18 protein-coding genes are annotated in these 15,977 nt (G+C 40.1%); 5 read left to right on the top strand and 13 right to left on the bottom strand.

Features of this window, described 5'->3' with window-relative positions:
• Positions 1-4: 4 nt before the first annotated feature.
• Entirely contained in the window at positions 5-1,759 is a 1,755-nt protein-coding gene (locus IRB79_RS09680) for an ABC transporter ATP-binding protein (protein WP_243508263.1), read from the bottom strand.
• Positions 1,760-2,084: 325 nt separating this feature from the next.
• On the opposite strand from IRB79_RS09680, the gene IRB79_RS09675 reads away from it, so the two are divergent.
• A complete protein-coding gene (locus tag IRB79_RS09675; protein WP_243508262.1) occupies positions 2,085-2,945 on the top strand; it encodes a mechanosensitive ion channel family protein in 861 nt (286 codons plus the stop codon).
• Between the two features lie 119 nt (positions 2,946-3,064).
• On the opposite strand, the gene IRB79_RS09670 is transcribed toward IRB79_RS09675, so the two are convergent.
• From IRB79_RS09670 to IRB79_RS09635, 8 genes are all read right to left on the bottom strand, one after another.
• Positions 3,065-4,189: an N-acetyldiaminopimelate deacetylase gene (locus IRB79_RS09670; protein ID WP_243508261.1), complete on the bottom strand. Its 1,125-nt coding sequence runs from the start codon at positions 4,187-4,189 to the stop codon at positions 3,065-3,067.
• A gap of 122 nt (positions 4,190-4,311) precedes the next feature.
• Complete coding sequence (dapD, locus tag IRB79_RS09665; RefSeq protein WP_243508260.1) at positions 4,312-5,022, bottom strand: 2,3,4,5-tetrahydropyridine-2,6-dicarboxylate N-acetyltransferase; 711 nt, start codon at positions 5,020-5,022, stop codon at positions 4,312-4,314.
• A gap of 114 nt (positions 5,023-5,136) precedes the next feature.
• Positions 5,137-6,021 carry a transcriptional regulator CcpC gene (locus tag IRB79_RS09660; protein WP_243508259.1) on the bottom strand — a complete coding sequence of 295 codons (885 nt, stop codon included), beginning with the start codon at positions 6,019-6,021 and terminating at the stop codon, positions 5,137-5,139.
• Positions 6,022-6,173: 152 nt separating this feature from the next.
• The gene (locus IRB79_RS09655) at positions 6,174-7,673 is read right to left on the bottom strand and encodes an MDR family MFS transporter (RefSeq protein WP_243509332.1); all 1,500 of its coding nucleotides are present in this window, start codon (positions 7,671-7,673) and stop codon (positions 6,174-6,176) included.
• Positions 7,674-7,818: 145 nt separating this feature from the next.
• Positions 7,819-8,265, bottom strand: coding sequence for a cyclic-di-AMP-binding protein CbpB (gene cbpB / locus IRB79_RS09650; protein ID WP_243508258.1), 447 nt, complete (start codon positions 8,263-8,265; stop codon positions 7,819-7,821).
• A 71-nt stretch (positions 8,266-8,336) separates the two neighbouring features.
• Entirely contained in the window at positions 8,337-8,480 is a 144-nt protein-coding gene (locus IRB79_RS09645; RefSeq protein WP_221877648.1) for a hypothetical protein, read from the bottom strand.
• Positions 8,481-8,531: 51 nt separating this feature from the next.
• The gene (locus IRB79_RS09640) at positions 8,532-8,711 is read right to left on the bottom strand and encodes a hypothetical protein (protein ID WP_243508257.1); all 180 of its coding nucleotides are present in this window, start codon (positions 8,709-8,711) and stop codon (positions 8,532-8,534) included.
• 75 nt (positions 8,712-8,786) lie between these two features.
• On the bottom strand, positions 8,787-9,023 hold the full coding sequence (locus tag IRB79_RS09635) for a YkuJ family protein (RefSeq protein ID WP_019381663.1): 237 nt from the start codon (positions 9,021-9,023) through the stop codon (positions 8,787-8,789).
• A gap of 184 nt (positions 9,024-9,207) precedes the next feature.
• Here IRB79_RS09635 and IRB79_RS09630 point away from each other — a divergent pair, with 184 nt between their 5' ends.
• Together IRB79_RS09630 and IRB79_RS09625 are read left to right on the top strand one after the other, a co-directional pair.
• Positions 9,208-10,158, top strand: a complete 951-nt coding sequence (locus IRB79_RS09630; RefSeq protein ID WP_243508256.1) for an MBL fold metallo-hydrolase — start codon at positions 9,208-9,210, stop codon at positions 10,156-10,158.
• Positions 10,159-10,217: 59 nt separating this feature from the next.
• Complete coding sequence (locus IRB79_RS09625; protein ID WP_243508255.1) at positions 10,218-10,460, top strand: glutaredoxin family protein; 243 nt, start codon at positions 10,218-10,220, stop codon at positions 10,458-10,460.
• An 81-nt stretch (positions 10,461-10,541) separates the two neighbouring features.
• Here IRB79_RS09625 and IRB79_RS09620 read toward each other — a convergent pair whose 3' ends face one another.
• From IRB79_RS09620 to IRB79_RS09610, 3 genes are all read right to left on the bottom strand, one after another.
• Positions 10,542-11,249, bottom strand: coding sequence for a DUF3993 domain-containing protein (locus IRB79_RS09620; protein ID WP_243508254.1), 708 nt, complete (start codon positions 11,247-11,249; stop codon positions 10,542-10,544).
• 255 nt (positions 11,250-11,504) lie between these two features.
• Positions 11,505-11,744 carry a hypothetical protein gene (locus IRB79_RS09615; protein WP_113881772.1) on the bottom strand — a complete coding sequence of 80 codons (240 nt, stop codon included), beginning with the start codon at positions 11,742-11,744 and terminating at the stop codon, positions 11,505-11,507.
• 77 nt (positions 11,745-11,821) lie between these two features.
• Positions 11,822-13,036 carry an EAL domain-containing protein gene (locus IRB79_RS09610; RefSeq protein ID WP_243508253.1) on the bottom strand — a complete coding sequence of 405 codons (1,215 nt, stop codon included), beginning with the start codon at positions 13,034-13,036 and terminating at the stop codon, positions 11,822-11,824.
• Between the two features lie 181 nt (positions 13,037-13,217).
• On the opposite strand from IRB79_RS09610, the gene IRB79_RS09605 reads away from it, so the two are divergent.
• On the top strand, positions 13,218-14,000 hold the full coding sequence (locus IRB79_RS09605) for a C39 family peptidase (RefSeq protein WP_243508252.1): 783 nt from the start codon (positions 13,218-13,220) through the stop codon (positions 13,998-14,000).
• A 45-nt stretch (positions 14,001-14,045) separates the two neighbouring features.
• Here the strand turns inward: IRB79_RS09605 and fadH are convergent, their stop codons facing one another.
• A complete protein-coding gene (gene fadH / locus IRB79_RS09600; RefSeq protein ID WP_243508251.1) occupies positions 14,046-14,810 on the bottom strand; it encodes a 2,4-dienoyl-CoA reductase in 765 nt (254 codons plus the stop codon).
• Between the two features lie 250 nt (positions 14,811-15,060).
• Here fadH and IRB79_RS09595 point away from each other — a divergent pair, with 250 nt between their 5' ends.
• A complete protein-coding gene (locus IRB79_RS09595; RefSeq protein WP_243508250.1) occupies positions 15,061-15,936 on the top strand; it encodes a metallophosphoesterase in 876 nt (291 codons plus the stop codon).
• Positions 15,937-15,977 lie beyond the last annotated feature (41 nt).

The raw sequence follows: 15,977 nt of genomic DNA, 5'->3' as shown, positions 1-15,977 counted from the left end.
CCTCCTAGCCTGCATTTGATTGGAGAACCTTATCGCGGTCCTGATATTGAATATCGTAAATCCGCTGATATGGGCCATTATTTTTAAGAAGCTTTTCATGTGTTCCCCGTTCAGCCACTCTCCCGTTCTCTAGTACAAGTATTTCATCTGCATGCTTCAGGGAAGAAATCCGGTGGGTAATGATAAAGGTAGTTCGATCAGACATTACTTCTTTCAAAGCTTTTTGTATTCTGAATTCTGTTTCCATATCCACAGCACTTGTTGCATCATCCAAAACTAAAATGCTGGGATCTGCACAGATGGCCCTTGCTATCGCAATCCTTTGCTTCTGGCCGCCTGAAAGCCCCATGCCCCTCTCGCCAAGTACTGTATCGTATTTATCAGGAAGCTCCATGATAAATTCATGTGCCTGTGCACGTTTGGCAGCTTCAATGATTTCCTCCATGGTGGAATCAGGTTTCCCAAATGCAATATTCGCTTTAATCGAAGAAGAAAACAAAAAAGATTCCTGGAGAACAAAGCCTATGTTTCTTCTCAGTGATTGAAGAGAGTATTCCTGCACATTTACCCCATCAATAATCACATGACCTTCAACCGGCTCATAAAATCTTGTCATAAGCTGTGTTAGGCTCGTTTTCCCTGATCCCGTCGAGCCTATTAACCCGATCACCTTTCCTGGCTCAGCATGAAAAGAGATACTGGATAAAGCGTCATTATCATCCTTGCTATATTTCAGAGTAACATTGCGAAATTCCACCTCACCCAGCAAACGTTCTGCTTTAACACATGATTCTATATCCTCAATCTCATTATCTGCCTCAAGGATCTCGATGAGACGCTCTCCGGAAGCTTTAGACTGCGAAAATAGATTAACGATGAACCCAAGATTCATAATAGGCCACATAATATACCAGACAAGGCTATAAAAAGCGACAAGTTCCCCTGGCTTAAGACTGCCAGCCATAACAAGATAACCACCGTAAGCCAGGAGCAATACAACACTTAAATTGCCCAGAAACTCCATTAACGGAAAATACTTAGCCCAAATATCCGATGTAAAAAGATATTTATCTTTATAGTCACTGTTAGAGTCATTGAATTTATTAATCTCAAAATCTTCCCGTGATAATGACTTCACTGTATTAATTCCGCTTATATTCTCCTGGACTTTTGTATTCAGTCGCCCAAAGGATTTGCGGATGCTCCGGAATGCCGGATGCACAGCTTTATCGAATTTAAAGGTGACTACTGCCAGGAAAGGCAGCGTAATAAGAGTGACAATCGCCAGCGGAATAGAATAATAAAACATGACAGAAACACTGATAAGGATCAGTAAAACAAAACGAATGAGTTCAGAAAATCCGAATGAAAGAAAAAAACGGAACCCCTCAACATCTGCAGTAAGCCGGGACATTAAATCGCCTGTTTTTGCATTGTCATAATATCTAAACGGCAAGAACTGCAGCTTTTCATAAAGTACATTTCTAAGTTCATAGACCGATGTGATCCCAAACAAATCACCGGTGTACTGATGGATATAAGTCGCTGCCCCTTTTACAGCCATTATGGCAATGAAGCCTAAAGCCAAATAAGGTATCCATCCATAATTCCCCCCAATGACCACCTCATCAATTGTCAGCTGCAGGATCATTGGATACACAACCGTTATCGCTGTCACAATAAACAGAAAGAATATGGACCAGATAAAGTAATGTTTAAATGGCCAGTAATATTGCTTTAACTTTTTAAATGTTTCCATCTGCATTCCTCCTTTAATTTGCCGAAAAATTAGAAAAGTTAGAACGTAATATTAAATATATCGAGTTTCGAAGTATTTTTCCACCCCTTTTTGTTTGATTTTTCCACTTTTTTTGAAGCCTATCTTTTTAATCAGTCTATTCAAACTCCTAATCTATATTTGTAATAAAGGCTAACAATCCAAAGAACTTCAGATCAGTAATCTGGTATTCCACATCCAGCGGTTATATAGGGCTTTGCCGCATGGTAGAAAGGCTAACCGTTTGCATATAAAGCCCTGTTGCGATAAAATGATGACTTTAATCATACTGAAAGGAAGCGTTAGGATGGAAAATCTAAATTTATCGCAAATAAATTGGGAAGCCCTGCTGATTGATGCCGGACTTATTCTATTAAAGCTTGCAGCTATCTATTTTGCCTTTTTAATCGTTAAGTCTGCGGGGAATAAAATCATACATAAAAGTTTCGAGGGAATCGGGAGGAAGGAAAGGATATCTCCGGGAAGATCGAAGACACTGCAAAGTCTTGCTAAAAACGTATTCTCTTACGTACTTATTTTTATTTTTGCTGTTACGATCTTGCAGATTTTCGGTATAAAAGCAACTGCCATTCTTGCCGGTGCCGGGGTAGTCGGATTAGCAGTCGGCTTTGGAGCTCAGGGCCTTGTCAGCGATGTAGTAACAGGATTTTTTATATTGCTGGAAAGGCAAATTGATGTCGGGGATTATGTTACAACTGGAAGCTACTCGGGAATAGTGGAGCAAATCGGATTAAAAACTACTCAAATCCGCGGTTTTGACGGAACATTGCATTATATCCCCAACCGGGAGATTACCAGTCTGAGCAATCATTCCCGAGGCAATATGCGCGCACTGGTTGATATAGGAATTTCCTATGATGACAATATTGATGAAGCTATCACAGTTCTTCAGGAAACCTGCGACAAGATCGCTGAAGAAAACACGGCGATTGTTGAAGGACCTAATGTCATTGGCGTGCAAACATTAGGCTCATCGGATGTTGTATTAAGGATTATTGCGAAGACAGAAAACATGGAACAGTGGGCTGTCGAACGGCAGCTGAGAAAAGCACTGAAGGAAGCTTTGGAAGCAAACGGAATCGAAATCCCATTCCCTCATCAGGTGCTCATTCAAAAACAGGCAGGGCCCGAAAGTGCTGCCGGATAAAACCGTAAGCAAAAAGCTGATTTTGCAGAACCTAAAAAGGGTCCTTGAAATCAGCTTTTTTCCCATTTCCAATTTTAAATTTTGTTTAGCAAATGCTTACTGCAAAACGGGCACCTGCTTTAACCTTTATACCTTAAAAAAGCTGCAATCAATTCAATCGCTTTCTCGATTGCCGCTTCATTTGGATTCAGCCTGGCATGATGAAGTCCGTATTCTGAATCGACGCCAAGCCAAAACATGAAGCCTGGAATTTCTTCAAGCATATATCCAAAGTCCTCACCTGTCATGGCTTCCCGGCATTCAACCACGTTGATATCTGTACTGGAGCGGACAAACTCCATGAATTCCTTTGTTAAGGTTTCCTCATTGTAAACCTGGTGATACATGCTTCCGTAGTCGATTGAAGCTTCACATTCATACCCAACTTCAATTCCTTTGACAAGTGCCTGAATTCTGCTCTTTACTTTCTTCATTGATTCTGGAGATAGAGTGCGAATGGTACCTTCAAGCCTTGCTTTTTCAGCTATAATGTTTTGAACGGTGCCACCTGTGATTTTTCCGATTGTAACGACTGCGCTGTCCAAGGGATCAATGTTCCTTGAAATGATGGACTGAAGCTGGCTGACCAGGGTACATGCTGCCACGACCATATCATTGGTATTATGCGGATATGCTGCATGTCCCCCTTTTCCTTTTAAATCAATGAAAAGTTCCGAGGTGTTTGCAAACAGCAACCCTTCTCTCAATGCGATTGTTCCAACCGGATATTCTGGAGCAATATGGAGGGCCATTATCATATCCGGCTTCCATTCCTTCATTATGTCAGTTTTAAGCATGGGTTCTGCTCCGCCAGGCCCTTCTTCAGCTGGCTGAAATATAAACAGTAAATCATCGTTAATGCGTTCTTCTATGAATTTTGTTATTAGGCCAAGTGCAATCGACATATGAAAATCATGTCCGCAGGCATGCATTTGTTCACTATGCTCGGATTTGAACGGCAGGCCTGTTTCCTCAATAATTGGAAGACCGTCTATATCAGCACGATACCCAATCATCCTGGAAGGATTCCTGCCGCTGATTTTCACAAAAATACCCGTTTTCCAAGTTTTAATTTCCATGCTGTCCTGAGGAAGGGAATACAGGTAATTTAATAGAAACTGCTGTGTTTTAAATTCACGGAACCCTAACTCCGGTATTTTGTGCAGCTCCCGCCGTAATGCAACGAATGGATTGTTTGTGACCAAAACTTTCTTCCCCCTTGTTAAAAATGCCACTTATATTTCATTCAAGCTATAGTAGTCTTGGGTAACCAAAAGATTTTCACCTTTAGAAAAAGCGCGGATCGCAATCCACGCTTTCTAAACTCTTATAATTGGCGAAGTTCCTGCTTAATTTCTGTTTTTGACTTAGTCTTTTCATCAATCTCTTTAATTACACGAGCTGGTGTTCCTGCCACCACAGTATATGGAGGCACATCATCAATGACAATCGCACCTGCAGCAACTACGGCTCCCTTGCCAACAGTTACACCTTCCAGAACCACTGCATTGGCTCCGATTACTACATCATCTTCTACAACAACAGGTTTTGCTGAAGGAGGCTCAATAACTCCTGCCAATACAGTTCCTGCTCCAATATGGCAATTCTTCCCAACTGTAGCTCTTCCGCCAAGGACAACATTCATGTCAATCATTGTACCTTCACCGATCACTGAACCAATATTAATAGATGCCCCCATCATGATTACAGCGTTATCGCCGATTTCAACCTGATCACGGATGATTGCACCCGGCTCAATGCGGGCTTTAATATTTTTCATATCAAGCAATGGAATCGCTGAGTTTCTGCGGTCATTCTCAATAACATAATCTTCAATTTTTGCCTGGTTTGATTCAATCGCCTGGCTAATTTCAGACCATTCACCAAATACAACGCCGGTGCTGCCATTTATAAAGGCCTTTGCTGAGGCTCCGAAGTCGATTCCTTCTAATTCACCTTTAATATAAACCTTTACAGGTGTTGATTTTGTGCTGTTCTGGATAAATGAAATAATCTCATTGGCATCCATCATTTTCATATTAAGAATCCTCCTCTATGTATAACATTGCAACTAGCATTACTTTAACAAACAAAAGCGCTGAAAACAAGAAAAATAAATGGTCGCGATGAAAATAGAAGTTCATGGGTGATATCATTTCCCTTCTTCTTCAATATGCTCCTTAATTAACTCAACAAATGCCTGAACCTGCTTGAGCTGAAAGGCGGATTCATATCCCAGCAGCCATGTATCACGCTTAATCGGCAAATTATTTTCATCCAGCAGCGGGATCTTAAAAATATTTTTCTCCGCACCATTCAGCGTAATGGCCGGAAGAATGGCATATCCTATTCCATTGAAAGTCATTTGCTTGCACGTCTCAATTTGATCAACTACTATAGTCCGTTTTGGAGACGTTTTGAACTGCCGCAGCCACCAGTCCTGAATTTCCTGATAATAGTTGGAATCACTCTTAAACTGAATAAACGGCCTGTCTGTTTCAAGGACCTGCTCCGGCCTTGTAATCTCTGTATCCACTAGAAAAAGACTGTCCTTAAATAAAGGGATTTTAATCCCCTTCCAGTCCGGAGTCCCTCTAATAATTCCAATATGAACCTGATCATCATAGAGCGATTTTAATATTTCACTGCTCCAGCCGGTAATCAGAGAAATTTTTGCCTGGGGATAGCGGCTGACAAACTTCTTAAGAACTTGAGGCAGCCAATTCTGCCCTACGATTGAAGCAACTGCTATTTTTAAGGTGCCATGGACCTCTGAATTCAAGGCTGTAATTGACTCCCTGACCTTTTCTTCCTTCGCAAGAACCTCATTAATGAATTGTAATACGATTTCTCCAGCGGGCGTCAGTGACAAACCCTTTTGTGAGCGGAGGAATAGTTTACTGCCCCATTCCTTTTCAATATTTACAAGACGCTGTGAAAGGGCTGGCTGTGAAACAAATAAACGTTCAGCCGCTTTCCTCATATTCATTTCCTGTGCCAGCACTGATAAAAGGTGAAATTCCGTAAGTGAAGACATAAACATCTTCCCTTCATAACTTTTTCTTATAGTATATCTTAATTGTATTAGAGTTTCATTATCATTAAAATGGACAGCAGTTCCTTAAATGCGCAGAGTTCTTTTGGAAATATAAAAATCTCTGCACGGTAAATGCAGAGACTTCTGACCGCTTAATCGGCAATTTCTTTTTCATGCTTTGGGAGAGCAATTACCAATAAGAAGCTTATAACAGCAAATAATAGCACTGCATAATACACCGAATGAAGTGAAACGGTGAGACCATTTTGCAGGAGTTCCTTCACTCCCGTATTCAGGCTGTTTCTCGCTTCTTCATTTAAAAGTACATTTGCTGAATCTAAAGATAGGCTGTCATCTATGCCTTCACCATTCTTCTGTATATATGATTTGATCTGGCTGTTCAGGATTCCGCCCAGCAAGGCTGCTCCTATCGTGTTGCCAAGGTTTCTCATAAACATATTGGCAGCAGTGGCAATTCCCCTTTGCTTCCATTCCACTGTACTCTGAATGGATACAATAAAAGCAGTGCTCGTTAATCCCATGCCTGCCCCGACCAAAAAGCTTCCCGCCGCCGCCCATACAGGTCCAGCTTCAGGAGTGAGTGTGACAAATAAAATACTCCCTGCAATTAAAAATACTCCTCCTATTACAGAGGTGCTTCTAAAACCAATTTTCAGAAGAAGCTTGCCTGCAGCTGCAGAAGCTATCGGCCATCCGATCGACATGGTCGTAAGTGTAAAGCCGGCTACAATCGGCGATCTTTCCATGACACCCTGCACAAATGCCGGCAGAAAACTGGAAATCCCTATCAGCATCACACCAGTTGTCAGTGAAGCCAAATTAGCAATTAAAATCGGCTTTTCCTTCCAAATATTAAAAGGCATCATTGGCTCAGCAGCTTTTTGTTCCTGCAGGATAAATAAAATAAAGGCAATTACACTAACCGCTAAAAGGCTGATTGCCTCAATGGAATTCCAGGCCCAATTTGTTCCTCCTTCTACAAGCACAAACATTAGAGATGAAATGGAAACCGTTAATAGCACAGCACCTGCATAATCAATCTGATGCTTTTTTCTTTCCACATTTTCATGAAGGAAAAGCCATAAGCCTGCAATAGCCATGATGCCAAGCGGAATGTTAACCCAAAAAACATATCGCCAGCTGACGAATTCAACAAGAAGCCCGCCTATTGCAGGACCCATGATGGCTGAAATTCCCCATACGCTTGATAAATAACCCTGGACCTGTGCCCTTTCCTCTTTTGTGTAAATATCCCCGACAATGGTGGTTGCAATCGGCATGACTGCTCCAGCACCAAACCCCTGGATTAATCGGAAAATGATCAGTGCAGTCATCGATTCCGCAAAACCGCATAGAATTGAACCAATTAAAAATATGATAATCCCGAATGTCAAAACGGGCTTCCGCCCAAATAAGTCAGAAAGCTTACCGTAAATCAAAACAGTCACAGCATTCATTAACAGGTAAGCTGAAAACACCCAGCTATATAAAGCAAATCCGCCTAAATCCCCAACAATGGCAGGCATTGCAGTTGAAACAATGGTTGCCTCTATAGCCCCCATAAACATGGCAAGCATCACTGAAGCAAGCACAAAAGGCTTTTTCGTAACTTTTCTCTTTCCTTCCGGCATTTTTTTATGTAAAGTTTGACTCAAGCATTTCCCCTCCAAAATCAATAAAAACATGAATAACGCCTCAAGTGACCGCAATAAAACCACCGGGACTCTCATCATTGAAAATAAAGCAAGCTCCCACTGCGGGGAGCTGAAATGATATTTAACGCTTATTTAATCGTCTGATGTGCTTATTTAATTGATCCAATACTGTTCTGCGAGTCAGTATTCCCTCAAAGTAGCCTTCCTTGTTTTCTATACATATAAAGGGATGGTCAACTAAAAGCGTGATCGATTGCTGTATGGAAGATTCAGCATCAAGCCGCGGGATATTTCTGTTCATAGCCTCTTCAACCCTTTTTTGCTCCAGCTCCTCAAATTCGATCCGCTCTAGCCCGAGAATGGAATCCATGATTATAGGTGTGCTGATTAAGCCCTGCAGCTTATATTGCGGGTCTAGTACAGGTATTGCTGTATATCCGCTTTTCGTTAGCACTAAAAGTGCATGCTCCAGGTTATTGCCAACCTGAACATGTGCTACCCGTTCAGAAGGAATCATGAAATCACTAATGTTAAATTCTAAAAATTCCTCGCTATGGAGACTGATCATCGCCGATAACTCCTCAAAAATTAGTTATACTTCTTAACCATTTTATCATAGTCTCCGGCATTTTGCCCCTATTAACCTTTGCTGGTTTGAATGTCTTTTACTTCATAGCCGCAGTCAGGACAGCGAAAAATAACATTTTGATTGGACTGTGCGGTTAAAACTGCATCGATGTCTTTTTCAGCCATGCAGCCTGGACATGTTACAACTGGCATCATTCTGCTTCACCTCAAATCAAAGGTTCCTTTTTTACTTATTGTTCTCAATGCCTAATTTTTCGAGTCCTTATTTTCTTTTAAAATTTCTTTCATTTCTTCAAGAGTTTTCCTGATCCGGATTACTTCTTTTTTTGTATTAATTAAATCTGCAAGCAAAAGAAGAACTGTAAAAAACAGCAAAATCATGAGCAGATAATACATTTCCACACCTCTGGGAGATTGATAATCCATATTATAGCACGCTTTTTCTTCAAGCTATTTTTAATAAGAAAAGAGGCCCAGAAGGCCCCTTATGTATGTGGTGGATTATTGAATCAAATCGAAAATTTCGATCGTGATCATATCAATGTTGTCGAATTGATATCTTTTTGGCTTTTCTTTATCGTAATATACTTCCAGTTCAAATGTTTCATTTTTCGGATGAAAAGTTACCTGGCATTTCCTTTCACCATTCACCTCAAAAAATCTTTGCATTGGCTCTCCGCCTGTTGCTTGTTCCTGTAAGCTCTTTAAGCGTGTTAATATACCTTGAAGCTGTGACATGCTCTCTCTCCTTTCCAAAACAAAACCCATAATTCTACATTTAGGTTTCTCTTTTGGCATGTTTCTATCCTAAAGAAATAAATTCAGAATATTCAAGCTGGATGCTTTACATACCAATATTAACAGAATAAAATATTGTCAGGTGTTTGTACAAGCAAAAGCTTAATAAAGGATGTGATTTTTTTTGTCAAAACCTGAAAAATTGGCGGAAAATCTATATTTAATTGATGATTTTGATCTTTCATTGGAAAAACGTACCGGTACATATGTCTTAAAAGAAGAAAAGCTGACTCTGATCGAAACTTCGGCAAGTCCTTCAATTCCCTACATACTGGAAGGACTAAGCCAGCTTCACATTACACCGGAGGAAGTTGAGTATATCATCGTTACCCATATTCATCTTGACCATGCAGGCGGTACAGGCCTTTTACTAACCCACTGCCCCAATGCAAAGGTTATTGTCCACCCGAAAGGCTGCAGGCACTTAGCAGATCCTTCACGCTTAATTGCTGGTGCAAAAGCTGTTTACGGAGATAAATTCGATGGACTATTTAATCCTATTTTGCCTGTTCGGGAGGATAAGATTATCACAAAAGAGCATGAAGAAGAGCTTGAAATAGGGCCAAATTGCACCCTGAAATTTTATCATTCACCTGGACACGCTAATCACCACTTCAGTATCTTTCATCCTGCTTTAAATGGAATGTTCACAGGAGACACTGCTGGTGTATCTTATCCTCAATTAAAAGAAAATGGAATTGAAATGTATCTGCCCTCAACTTCACCAAACCAATTCGATCCAGGCAAAATGCTCGAATCCATTGCCATGTATGAAAAAATGGATCTTGATTTTATTTTCTTTGGCCATTACGGCAAGAGTTCAAACCCCAAGGAGGTCTACAGGCAAATTAAAGATTGGCTAAAGATATTCATCCATGCAGGTGAAAATGCCCTATCTGAAGGCGGCTCTATAGATCAGCAGACACAGGCAGCGCAAGCCATGCTTGAAGGAAAAATTAAAGCCTATCTAAATGGCAGAGGCATCCCATCTGACCACCCTGTATATAAGATCCTTTCTGTTGATATCGCTGTCTGCTCTATGGGATTGATCGATTATCTGCAAAAAACAAACTGATTGCTTAACTTAAGATCCTGCATTATGATGTAATAACAAAAAACTCAGGGGGAAGCACTTTGAAAGAAATTGTTCTATATACACAGCCGGATTGTCCGCCCTGTGAGATAACGAAGATGTTTTTGAATGAAAACGGATATACTTATACGATAAAAGACATAAAAAAAGATGCAGCAGCCCACAAAGAGCTGACCAGGCAATATAATTCTTTTTCCACTCCAACAATTGTCATCGGGGATACTGTTATTAGGGGATTTGACCTGGAAAGACTGCAATCTGCATTAGATGATGGCATAAAGTGAAACTTCAATTGCATGGATCCCTGCCTGTCACTGCGACAATAAAATAGGAGCTTAAAAGCTAAGCTTTTAAGCTCCTACCATCTAATTGGATGCCAGCTGCCCGTTTAGTTCCTGATGTTCAATTAAAGCAATTATACCTTGTTTATTATCTGTTAAAAGCATACTGCCTGAACGAAACAAAGCGTCAAATGGATTCAGCAGGAATCCGAATTGATAGGACGGTTTGTGAATCCAAATTGGATTTTCAGGAGTTTTTAAGGAGCTTTGTTTTGCTGCTTCTTCATTACTCTCGGCTTTCTTTAAAATTTTCTCGGGTATATTTTCACCCAGGAATTTGGCAACTTTAAATTCCCCTTCTTGTTCCGCAAGCAAAAGTCCTTCATAGTGACCTTCATATGCTACTGGCCCGTCATGATTTCCCGGAAAGTATTCATATACATAAACTTTGCTTCCTTCTTTAACTACTTTTGTATGATCCGAATACGTAAAGAAGGGAATGTAATATGCAGCAGCATCAGATCCAAGGGTAAAGTACTTGCCATTCTCTGAAACAAGGTTTTCATTCAGAAATTCAGCTTTAGGTTCTTCAGAAAAATATGGGTCAAGCAATTCGTCGACTTCCTTCATGCTTCGCTCTTCCTCGCTCAGCGAAACCTGTGAATGAAATGCATCTTGCAAGAATTTGTATACCTCTTGTTTATTGTTAATTCTCTCGGCATTTGTATGGGAAGGAATCGCTGCTACCATGACTGCAATTGTGATAATAATTCCTGTTAAGTGCTTGTACATTCCACTCTCCCTTTCTTAATCGTACACTATTGTGTACCATCCATTTTACCAGCAAATAAATCTGCTGTTGCAGGTTTTCGTACCCGAAATTCTCTTATGTTTTGACATAAAAATTCTTTTCTTGTTATGAATCTACCCGTATTGACAAAGAATTAACGCAATAAGCGGAAAAGCAGATATAAATGAAGATGTAAATATTGTTAATCAGGGCATGTACCCATTTCAATAAAAAAAAGACCCTGCTTATGAGGGTCTTTACCAATTCCATGTAAGTGCAAAATAAGTGATCATAACAAGAAGAATTCCAAAGCAAATTGCATATGTCAGAAAGATTGGATTTCTGATATAAGCATGCTTTTGAACATTATCAGGCAGTTCTGCATCTATATCGCCTTTTACAGCCTTTCGCTCTTTTGCAGCAAACAGGGTGTAAGCCAGGGCGTAACCGAGAATCCCCAAACCGATAACTAATATGATCAATGTGTACATACTCATGTCTAATCTCTCCTCAAGGAAAGTTCTACACTTACATTTCCTCAAATCAAGATTGTTTATACTTCTAAAATTCTTGCTTATAATAACCCATCATGGTTGTATAAAAATTCGTACGATAAATCCACAAATAAGTAATCATTAGTGTTAAGCGGGAAGGAAAATGTCCTGATTGTTTCACCTGTCTCAATATCGGTATACAAATCAGAGAGGATACCTTTTTTATTTATTCGCATTTTCATTATATTTTCAAGAAAATATGGTCGCCAGCTCCAATTTTTGTGAAGATATTCTTCCTGGGTTATCCATTTCCCATCCTTTTTGAAGTAATTCGCAGATTTCTGGAAGCCGTCTTCATCGCAAATATACAGGCGAAAAGCCGCACCATCCAGAAGAACCGCAATCTGCTCCAAAGTTTCTTCATATACAAGAACCTTTTTATTTTTATTTGCAAAATCAATCAGCTTTTCGTTGAACTCAAGTGTAACCTGATACAATGACTCCAATTTTTTCTTTTCATGCACAATGAACCGATGGCATTCACTTCGTAATTTTTCCTTTAAAATATCTCTATCAGTGAAATTTTCAGCAGGTTTTTGCAAATAATAACCTTGATAATAACGGCCTCCATTTTTCCAGGCAAACTGAAGCTGGTAAACCATTTCAATATTTTCAAAAAGCATGCTCGCTCCTATTTTCCTGGCAAGCATGGATAAAGAATAGAGGATATCATTAAAATTATAAGCAGAAGCATTTGATTTCATGGACTCCAGATCCACCTTTAAAATGTCGGGAGCCAATTGCCCGATCCTATCGAGATGACTGCTTTCATTGCCAAGTTTATCTATTGCTAATTTGATTCCATATGTCCTGTAATAATTCAATAGATGGTCCAGATGGTCAATATCGCCCTTATAATTCCGTTCTGTAATTTCCAATACAATCCGGTCAAGGCTTATTCCGTGTTTTTCAAATTCCTGGAGGGTATTTAAAAATTGTTCCCCGTCATTATACATGAGCAAGTCAGCATCCCTGTTGACAAAAAGCAAAACATCTTTATCCAGGTCCCGGGCCTTATCCAAAGCCTTTTTTAATACTTCATAATCTACTTCAATCCGGTATTCTTCAGGAATATTCTCATCCTGGAAGAACGGCCCCAGACTGGCAACTCCATCAGATCCTCTATATCGGCCTAAAACCTCATAACCAATGACACGATGCTCATCTGCACTGAATATTGGCTGGAAATAAGGAAATACATTTTCCAAATCTGTAAGGATATCCAATGCATCCATGTCCTAGCCTCCCTATGTATATTAATGAGTTATTATACCATATTCGCTTAAAACTTTTACTATTCAAAATATAGATTCCACTTTTTGATAAAACATCATTGTTTGGCAAAAGCTTTGCATCATATTGCCGTGCCTTCTCTCACAAGCTAATATCAGGACATCAAAGAAAGAGGGTATTTCATTGAGGAATCTCCTATTTATATCCCTTCTTATTCCTTTGCTTGGCTGCGGCCATTCAGAACCAGCCAGTCCTTTGCAAAAGCCTGATATGGCCTCAAAAGAGCTGAATGCACAAATACCAGTTAAGGCAAAGAAGGTACAGCAGAAAGTAACAGCCCAATATCCGGAAACACCTGTGGCTGTGAAAAAACGATCTGTCATCATTGATGTTCCACTAATCAGACAAAACCCCGAACTGAAGTATGGATGCGAAGTAACCAGCCTGACAATGGTCCTGCGGCATGCAGGTGTGCAAGTGGGGAAAATGGATTTGTATACTGCAGTAAAGAAAGATAATGATCCGCTGATACGTTCAAAAGGTGATATTTTGAAATGGGGTAATCCAGCAGAAGGATTTGTAGGAGATATGACCGGGAAAAGTGCGGGCTACGCTGTTTTTGATAAACCAATTGAAGAATTAGTGAATAAATACCTTCCTGGAAGAGCCGTTAATTTAACCGGCCAAAATTTTGATGCGGTTCTTATGCATGTATCCAAAGGATACCCTGCTGTGGTCTGGACAACTGGAGATTATAGGCTTCCTGACCGCTGGGAGTCCTGGACTCACTCCGGCAAAACCATTAAAACTCCATTAGATCTTCATGCAGTCGTATTAGTAGGCTATGATGAACAGTTTGTTATTCTAAACGACCCCCTCTCAGGGAAAAAACAGGTAAAGGTTTCTAAAGAACGGTTCATCTCATCATGGAAAGCATTGCAATCCAGGGCAGTAAGTTACCAATAGATAATGTCAACCGGCTGAAAACAATTCAGCCGGTTTTTATGAGCATCAAAATGGAAATTGATTCAGCCACTGTCCTCCATCCATTGTGATGCACTCCCCATTAATATAACCTGCATGCTCTGAGAAAAGGAAGAATGCCAATTCTGCGATTTCTTCCGGCTTGCCGAGCCTGCCAAGGGGCACACTTTGGAGTGTCCTGTTTGCAGCATCTTCTGATTCCCAAAGCCTGTCAGCCCCTCCTGTCCTTTCAATCGGACCTGGGGCTATTGCATTCACTCTAATTCCGTATTTTCTTCCCCATTCTACAGCCAATGTTCTTGTCATGGATAATACACCTGCTTTTGCGGCAGCGGAGTGTATAACACCCGCTCCAGCATCCCATGCATATGTAGCCACCATATTAATGATGCTTCCCTTAATTCCTTTTTCAATCCAATATTTACCGACTTCACTCGAACAATAAAAAGTTCCATTCAGGACAATATTAATAACAGAATTCCATCCATTTGCACTCAGCTGCTCTGCAGGGCATATAAAATTTCCCGCTGCATTATTAACAAGAAAATCAATATGTCCAAAGACACTCAGTGTTTCATTGAGCATATGTTTAACATGTTCAATTTCACGGACATCCATTTGGATTGTCAAAACTTGTCCCTGGTATGTTTCAATTTCAGCTTTTGCTGTCTCGAGGCGATCCGGGTTCCTTCCTGTTATCACCACATTCGCTCCAGCTTCAGCAAACCGCTTTGCCATATATTTTCCCATGCCGCTGGAACCGCCAGTAACAATGACTGTTTTATTCTTCATTCTAATTCCCCTCTCAAAAAATGAATGATCATTCATTTACATTTTACCATTAAATATAGAATTTTCGAATTATTATTTACAAATAAATTAATAATTTTAAGGAAAATGAAGGATAAGAAACAAGCATAGTTAATTCTTCTTTTTAATAGGATAGTTTGATAGTATTAAAGATACTGCTATGAGAAGGCAGTGCCTTTTATCATGCCCAATACTTCAGAAAAACATTTTAATAGATAGGTTGGTATGCTAAATGCCGGAAAAAGTGTCCAGAAGATCTTTTTTAAAAAGAGCTCTCGGCTTTTTTGCTGCTGTTTTTGGTATTAGTGCAGGCGGCTATTATTATGCACGGGATATTGAGCCGCGGCTCTTGGAAATCACAAACTACAAAATTTCTGATAAGGCTATTCCACAAGCGTTCCATAATAAAAAAATCATCCAATTCAGCGATACCCATTTAGGATTTCATTATGACCTGAAACAGCTTGAAGAATTAATTGAAAAGATAAACAGCTTGAAGCCTGATATTGTCTTCTTTACAGGTGATCTGATGGATGAACCTAACAAATATAAAGAGGCAAACCAAATTGCACCCCTCCTGAAAAGAATTCAGGCGCCGCTTGGAAGGTTTGCTATTTATGGAAACCATGATCACGGGGGCTATGGTTCTGATATCTATAAATCTATTATGGAAGAATCCGGCTTTATTCTTTTGCTGAATGAAAATCGCAAACTCGAATTTTCCGGAAGCAGCATCGGGATTATCGGCATTGACGATGCGATGCTGGGAAGGCCGGACATAAAGCTGGCCAGCGAAAATTTGGACGATGCATCATATAACATTTTATTGTCCCACGCACCGGATTTAGCAGATGCAGCCTCAGCTTTCAGCATCAATCTGCAGTTGAGCGGCCATAGTCATGGCGGACAAATAAAACTGCCGTTCATTGGAGCGTTAGTTAAACCGCCACATGCTGAAAGATATTATGAAGGCTTCTATGAAATCGGCAGCCAAAGCCCTTTAACTCTTTATGTAAACAGAGGGCTTGGTACAACCCGGCTGCCCTTCCGGTTTTTATCCAAACCTGAACTGACGGTATTTACCTTACAATCAAACAGCGGGAAGTAAAGGGAAAGCAATTCTTTGCAGCTTTCCCTTTTTTGCTGCAT

The sequence above is a fragment of the Cytobacillus oceanisediminis genome (genome assembly GCF_022811925.1).
Taxonomy (GTDB): domain Bacteria; phylum Bacillota; class Bacilli; order Bacillales; family Cytobacillaceae; genus Cytobacillus; species Cytobacillus oceanisediminis_D.
Note: the sequence above shows the minus strand (reverse complement) of the source record. Positions and strands in the feature narration are given on the sequence as shown.

Excerpts from the sequence above, each read along its gene's own strand:
- IRB79_RS09680 (WP_243508263.1), bottom strand. The coding sequence starts at position 1,759 with ATGGAAACATTTAAAAAGTTAAAGCAATATTACTGGCCATTTAAACAT.
- IRB79_RS09675 (WP_243508262.1), top strand. The coding sequence starts at position 2,085 with ATGGAAAATCTAAATTTATCGCAAATAAATTGGGAAGCCCTGCTGATT.
- dapD (WP_243508260.1), bottom strand. The coding sequence starts at position 5,022 with ATGAAAATGATGGATGCCAATGAGATTATTTCATTTATCCAGAACAGC.
- IRB79_RS09660 (WP_243508259.1), bottom strand. The coding sequence starts at position 6,021 with ATGTCTTCACTTACGGAATTTCACCTTTTATCAGTGCTGGCACAGGAA.
- IRB79_RS09655 (WP_243509332.1), bottom strand. The coding sequence starts at position 7,673 with ATGCCGGAAGGAAAGAGAAAAGTTACGAAAAAGCCTTTTGTGCTTGCT.
- cbpB (WP_243508258.1), bottom strand. The coding sequence starts at position 8,265 with ATGATCAGTCTCCATAGCGAGGAATTTTTAGAATTTAACATTAGTGAT.
- IRB79_RS09645 (WP_221877648.1), bottom strand. The coding sequence starts at position 8,480 with ATGATGCCAGTTGTAACATGTCCAGGCTGCATGGCTGAAAAAGACATC.
- IRB79_RS09640 (WP_243508257.1), bottom strand. The coding sequence starts at position 8,711 with ATGGATTATCAATCTCCCAGAGGTGTGGAAATGTATTATCTGCTCATG.
- IRB79_RS09635 (WP_019381663.1), bottom strand. The coding sequence starts at position 9,023 with ATGTCACAGCTTCAAGGTATATTAACACGCTTAAAGAGCTTACAGGAA.
- IRB79_RS09620 (WP_243508254.1), bottom strand. The coding sequence starts at position 11,249 with ATGTACAAGCACTTAACAGGAATTATTATCACAATTGCAGTCATGGTA.
- IRB79_RS09615 (WP_113881772.1), bottom strand. The coding sequence starts at position 11,744 with ATGAGTATGTACACATTGATCATATTAGTTATCGGTTTGGGGATTCTC.
- IRB79_RS09610 (WP_243508253.1), bottom strand. The coding sequence starts at position 13,036 with ATGGATGCATTGGATATCCTTACAGATTTGGAAAATGTATTTCCTTAT.
- fadH (WP_243508251.1), bottom strand. The coding sequence starts at position 14,810 with ATGAAGAATAAAACAGTCATTGTTACTGGCGGTTCCAGCGGCATGGGA.
- IRB79_RS09595 (WP_243508250.1), top strand. The coding sequence starts at position 15,061 with ATGCCGGAAAAAGTGTCCAGAAGATCTTTTTTAAAAAGAGCTCTCGGC.